7 protein-coding genes are annotated in these 6,058 nt (G+C 46.7%); 4 read left to right on the top strand and 3 right to left on the bottom strand.

The window, feature by feature from the left end; translation table 11 throughout:
* Window positions 1-880: hypothetical protein (locus O9X78_RS20265; protein WP_269621522.1), on the top strand; the 880-nt coding region annotated here is incomplete at its 5' end.
* A gap of 84 nt (window positions 881-964) precedes the next feature.
* On the opposite strand, the gene O9X78_RS20260 is transcribed toward O9X78_RS20265, so the two are convergent.
* From O9X78_RS20260 to O9X78_RS20250, 3 genes are all read right to left on the bottom strand, one after another.
* Window positions 965-2,749, bottom strand: coding sequence for a hypothetical protein (locus O9X78_RS20260; RefSeq protein WP_269621521.1), 1,785 nt, complete (start codon window positions 2,747-2,749; stop codon window positions 965-967).
* Window positions 2,727-3,329 (bottom strand): hypothetical protein, encoded by a 603-nt coding sequence (locus O9X78_RS20255; RefSeq protein ID WP_269621519.1) that lies wholly within the window; start codon window positions 3,327-3,329, stop codon window positions 2,727-2,729. Before O9X78_RS20255 ends, O9X78_RS20260 begins: the two co-directional genes overlap by 23 nt.
* A 496-nt stretch (window positions 3,330-3,825) precedes the next feature.
* A complete protein-coding gene (locus O9X78_RS20250) occupies window positions 3,826-4,065 on the bottom strand; it encodes a helix-turn-helix domain-containing protein (RefSeq protein ID WP_219043614.1) in 240 nt (79 codons plus the stop codon).
* 138 nt (window positions 4,066-4,203) lie between these two features.
* Here O9X78_RS20250 and O9X78_RS20245 point away from each other — a divergent pair, with 138 nt between their 5' ends.
* The 3 genes from O9X78_RS20245 to O9X78_RS20235 are packed head-to-tail and all read left to right on the top strand — an operon-like array spanning window position 4,204 to window position 6,022.
* The gene (locus O9X78_RS20245; protein ID WP_159269735.1) at window positions 4,204-4,419 is read left to right on the top strand and encodes a hypothetical protein; all 216 of its coding nucleotides are present in this window, start codon (window positions 4,204-4,206) and stop codon (window positions 4,417-4,419) included.
* Window positions 4,420-4,434: 15 nt separating this feature from the next.
* Window positions 4,435-5,667, top strand: a complete 1,233-nt coding sequence (locus O9X78_RS20240) for a site-specific integrase (RefSeq protein ID WP_269621518.1) — start codon at window positions 4,435-4,437, stop codon at window positions 5,665-5,667.
* Window positions 5,660-6,022, top strand: coding sequence for a hypothetical protein (locus O9X78_RS20235; RefSeq protein WP_269621517.1), 363 nt, complete (start codon window positions 5,660-5,662; stop codon window positions 6,020-6,022). Before O9X78_RS20240 ends, O9X78_RS20235 begins: the two co-directional genes overlap by 8 nt.
* Window positions 6,023-6,058: the final 36 nt, after the last annotated feature.

Raw genomic sequence — 6,058 nt, 5'->3', positions numbered from 1 at the left:
CGCAAAATTCATCATAGCGTTGACCCACTGTGAACACTTCGCGTTAAATAGCGGTGCCTGCAAAAAGGAAGGGTGCAGGTGTTCACGCTTCGCAAAATTCAGTGTTCATAGTTACAAAAATACGCACCGCTCGGGGCTTTTTGACCGGGCTAGACTAGATGCAATTCTAAAGACCTACGAATCAGATGCTGACAAGGCGCGTTTCAGTGTGGATTTGAATAAGTTCAGTCACGATCTAACCTGGGATATAGCGAAATCAGAAATTGAATTACTGGAAGAAGCTGAGGCGCTCTGTGATCGTATAAGCTTTGCCAGCGCTCATGCGGCATCCGGTTTAAGTTCGATGGTTGCAAGACTGGAAGGAGGAGGCGAGCTCGCTGAGGAAATAATACGCAAATGGATTGAGTCTGCCGGTGATCAATTGGCAAACTATTCCGATACTTTTCATTTTGCCGATGAACTGCATTCACGGATTAAGCAAGAGGCCGACAGGATAGCAAAAAGTAGCGAAGAATCACTCAGTATTGTAGAGGTTTGCACAAGTATTCGCGTAAATCGTGGATGGTCGTCGCGTCATGAAAATGTGTTAAACCTCAAAACCCCTGAAGACTATGAGGATTTTATAAGGACAGCAACGCCTGAAGATCGTAAGACCGTATTGCTTCACTTTCGCCAGATGTATACGAATCGAGGAAATGCTTATTTAGTGTTTGACCCAGCAATGAAATCATTTATTGCTGCTTGTAGAAAAATTGCGAGTGAACCTGAAAGCCGATTACAGAAGCTAATAGAAAACTTAATGAATGATGCAGGAATTCCACTTATCGCCCTATCCCCATTACCATCAGAAACAGAAAGTGACTCTGTAGAGGGGGGCTAGTATCATACTGCGCATAAGCCTCCCATCAGGCGAAAGCACTTTCCCGTTACCTTAAAAGTGGGGTAATTGATCAGGAAAGTGGGGTTAAACAGGTATATGAAATAACTTATAGTCCTTTGTTTTGATATTATTGAGGAGGGTTACTGCTCTAGCCAAATGCTTATACAAACTCTTAATATATTTTGGATCAAATTGGGTATTACTCCCAATTAATTGATCCTGACTTGGTATACAAGAAGGATATATCCCGGCGATGCCGGCCGCGCCCATCAGTTCATCAGCCCACACCCGATATTCACTAACAACACGCTCTGGCGCGACAGCATAATAATATAAGGCGGGGCACTGATCTGGCGTTTCTCCGCAGATTAACGATGCATCGGCCGGATCATCTAGCCGACGCCTCATTTGGCTACGCAAAAAGCCACACAGACGGGGAATAGTTAGCCGTAGATCATATTGATCATTCAGCTCCTTTATTAACCCCTTAAGGTCCTTCTCAACGGAACCATAATCTTCAGGTAAAATCGTTGTTAGATCCCGAAGCGGCTCCAGTAAGCTGTGTGGCAGGCGCAGGAAAAGCGTATTCTTTACTTGCATCAATAACGACTTCGCTACAACTGCACCGACAGGAGCGGGCAGGTTCAACGAAAACGCCACAGCAACGCGATCGTCACTAAAAAGAATCTGGTCATTTTGCGTCTTTGCGCTCGACGCTCCAGTATTCAGAATTAGCAATTTGACCCTATCGGCTGACCGCCCTGCCAAAAGCATAAATAACCCGAGGACCGCTGACTTACTTGTATTTAACTTATTGGTGACGGCGCGCGCAAATATCGTGGCCTCGAACCACGTAAGAACACCCCAATCACTTGGATTAGCCATATTTCTCATCGCAATCCTATTCACCATCGCACTAGCTCTATAGTGAATTAAAGCCCGCGACCGATTTATACTATCGGGATGATTTAAGCTTGGTTCGACATATTTTGCCCCTATGGGCCGGTCACGGTCGAATTCCGCTCCAGCTATTGCTCCATGCGCCTGCGTTCCTTTTTCGAGCCATTCGCGAAACTTGACACCGCCATCGTCGAGCCCAGCAGCCGACGAAACTGAAACAACTGTGCTACGGTCATCTATCGACTCTCCCGGCTCGCTCCCCTCCTCTTCAAGCCATAACGTCTTATAGTAATGCTTCACTAGAGAGCAGACATGCCCAATGGACTGCTTTCTAGATCTTGGTATTGCCGGGAGCTGGTTAGCGCCCTCAACTGCAGTAAATACATTGCCACTCACGGACTCACACCCAACCGAGTTAGCCTCGACCTTTTTGAGCTCATCGCTCAGACCCGCCATCAGCTCAGTAAGTGCTTTATGAGTATCCTCAATTGACTTATCGAAATCTGGCAGTTCCTGGTACATCCACTGATATTTCTGCGTCGTCATCAGCCGGATTCGACGTGCGCCTTCTTCAATTACACCTTGGTTCGCCTCCTTATCGGCCTTATCAAGAGCAAGACATGCTAGGAACGCCCACGCCGTAATCCGCTCATGCTTTTCTAAATAAATGGAATTATGCGAAGGCTGTGCACAGAGCATGCAAGACACGATACACGCCTCAACATTTCTAGCGCGCCTTATACTCTCGTAGTGAGCAACAAGAACTTCAGCACACGGAACTGAATCAGCTTCATACTCGGAAAGTACGTTGACAATCTCATCCTCCGGCGGCGGCCCAAACTCCCCACCAGCCAATCTAGCTAGCAAACTTGCGCCATATGCCAGGATGTCTTTCTGAGCGCTCGCTTTTATCCCGTCGGCATTTTTTAGCACTGCCAACTCCGCTTCAATAATCGAGATCATTTTCATCAAAGATGGCCTGTAATATTGTGCCTTGCGCTTCAATTTTGTCCTTACTAGCAGGCTTAGCGCGACACTGAGAAATACCCACTCCCGCAAGCTTTGCCATGCGGGATAGCGATAACCCACCCCCGGGAAACAGGCTCTTCAACTCAGACTTAGAGAAGTAAGTATTTACTGACTTATATAGACTCGATAACCCATCTTTTCGATGCAAGCTATACAGCAATGGGGTCAACAACGACGACGTAGCCGTATCCTGAACGACTTTCGTCGTTGGCTTGTTATGCACACAAAACAGCGCCCTATCTAGACGTCCATCCATCACAAACGCAACTGAAGCAAATCCGCCAAAAAACTCGTAGACCTCTGGATTGTTTTTATCGCTACTTCGTCGGACATGGATAGGATTCACCGACTGCAGCTGCTCAATCAAGGCCGAGGGTATGTCGCCAAATGGCGCAAATTGCCGCTCTAAGTCACGCCAACTTCGCCAAGCCCTTCTTGCTTTAGGGTGACATTTTAGATGCGTACCCTTAGATACGTGCCACTCTAAAGTGGCTCCGTACTCCTCTACAGAATTATCCAACACAGGCAATCCATTCTGGCTGATTTACATGCACACAGATTGATGAATTTTAATGCAGGTGTCAAATCGTGCTATATATGACACAAAATAACTTTAACTTTTGCGCCAAAATAAATAGGTTTTAGAAAATATACTTTAAATGGCTTTAATGGCCATCGCTTAGATATAATTTAATTGCTATAAAATACAATTAGTTACTACTAATATACGATTAAGATGACGGGGTATTCAATACAGGAGTTGCCTCCGGAGGGCGGCGCTCTATCCAGCTGAGCTACGGGCGCGAAATGGGTATTTCACGAAGCGCGACACTATAACAGAGAGGGTTTCCCGCCTCAATCGGCCTCGCTTATTTACTTATCAATATTGCCCGAAATCTGCTTTGTGACCAAAACGTGACCATTTTGTGACCACGCCAAATTCCAGCTATGAGAAAAACCCCAATTTACGACTGCTGCCCTTCGCGACCAAAATGAGAGATTAATGAATCCGCAACTCATTCCGCGTTCAGCATTTTGGTCGGCACGTGCTCAACCAGCTCCTCAATCGGACACCTGAAGTAATCACAGAGCCTGTCTAGATTCTCTGTTCCGCTATTGTAGCCCCGCTGATTGATCATCTTTGAAAGGGTCATTCGGTGGATACCTGCAGCCTCCGCAACCTCGGCGATAGTAATTCGACGATTCTCGTCAAACTCCTTCTTCGCAATCATTTCTTTAATCTTAAACCGCAGCATCAAAGTATCGCTCACTCGATATATTAATCACATGATACGTAAAACTATCAAATAATGCTTGCACCAACTGCGAATTGATGTATCCTGATATCGTACGATGCATAAACGCATCATTGGATAGATTTAAGAGGCTTCAATATGAGTAATACATATCTAACAACAGAAGAGCTGTCCGGGAAAATTAAATACGACGCAAGAACTATTCGTACTCGACTCAAGGATTCAGTTCTTCTTGAGGGCATTCACTACATTCGCCCGTTTGGCGGTAGAAAGATTCTTTATATATGGGAACGCATCGAAAAGGATATGGCGTCGCCTGTTCATCTCGACTCCCTCATCGCCGGCCTTCAGTAGAGGAGGAAAAATCAAATGGCATCAATAGGCGTTAGATCAAATCGTATCTATATCGACTTCCGCTACAAGGGGGTTCGCTGTCGAGAACAAACTAAGCTCAACGACACCCCTGCAAACCAGAAGCGTGCTAAGCAAATTCTAGAGCGCATTGAGGCTGAGATCACTCTCGATACGTTTGACTACGCACGCTACTTTCCCAAATCTAAGCGGGTCGCCGATTTTCAGGATCACGCTCGCCGCATTGATCAGTTAAAATCATATACTCCCACTTTTGCAGAATTCTCTGCAGTCTGGTTTTCTGAAACAGAAGTTAGCTGGCGTAACAGCCACAAAGACAATGTCGCCTTAACTCTGCGTAAATACCTTTGCCCCGCTTTCGGTGACATGCCACTAGATCAAATCACCAAGGCTCAGCTACTCGCCTTTCGCGCCAACCTCACCAAAATACCGCGTAAAAATGGCAACACAGGGCTATCTCCCGCCCGAATAAATAAAATCATGATGCCCTTACGACAAATACTAAACGAAGGGGCAGAACGATATCAGTACGCCTCGCCGTTCCGCGGTATTAAGACCCTCAAATTGCAGAAATCTCATATCGAACCGTTTTCGTTTGAAGATGTGCATCGCATCATCGCGACAGTTCGCGCTGATTTTAAAAACTACTACACCACACGATTCTTTACCGGTATGCGTACTGGCGAGATTGACGGACTAATGTGGAAGTACGTCGATTTTGAGCGCCGGGAGATTCTCATTCGAGAGACCTGGGTAATGGGCCAAATGGAGTACACCAAGAACGATGGCTCCCAGCGTGAAATCCAGATGTCGCAGCCCGTTTACGATGCCCTCCTTGCCCAACGTGACGCTACTTCCGAATACGCCTATGTCTTTTGCAATCGACTAGGCACGCCACTTTCTCACAACAATATTACTCGGAGAGTATGGTACCCATTATTGCGATACCTCGGATTAAACAATCGCCGCCCCTATCAGACCCGCCATACCGCCGCGACCTTATGGCTAGCTGCTGGTGAATCGCCAGAATGGATTGCTCGGCAAATGGGCCACACCACCACCGAGATGTTATTCAAAGTTTACTCTCGCTATGTGCCCAACCTGACCAGAGCAGACGGCTCAGCCTTCGAACGCTTACTGACTCAACAATTTCCCAATAACGCGCTTAATGCTGAGACAAACAACCCACTGGCCAATATCAGTCCCAGTCAAGGAGCAGAGAATGACTAGATCGAATATCGACAAAAATATAGACCGCATCGCAACTGTCCTCCTTGCACAAAGTGGCTGCCAGTCAAATGACCTCGTCGCACTAATCGGAAAAGGCAACGAAGCTAGCAACCACCAAGCGCTAGTGTCATGGCTCGCCGCCCGATTTGAAAATATTGATACCGTTGAGCTAACCATTCAGGAGGCCGTGACAAAGCTAACGGACCACTTACAGGAGCAATACTCACTCCGAGCCCAGAGATGCACTGGCGGGATGCTAGATGTTCGTAAGCAATGGGATGGACTCCTCCTCACCCTAGCAATGCGGCGTCAATGCGCCAGAATGGTAAGTGTCAATTTGCCATTCAGAAGATGAGGAGAAGCCCTATATGAACATTACAAGAGTTGGAGT

It is taken from the genome of Zhongshania aquatica (assembly GCF_027257955.1).
Taxonomy (GTDB): domain Bacteria; phylum Pseudomonadota; class Gammaproteobacteria; order Pseudomonadales; family Spongiibacteraceae; genus Spongiibacter; species Spongiibacter aquatica.
The sequence above is the reverse complement of the archived record's forward strand: the minus strand, read 5'-3'. Positions and strand labels throughout refer to the sequence as shown.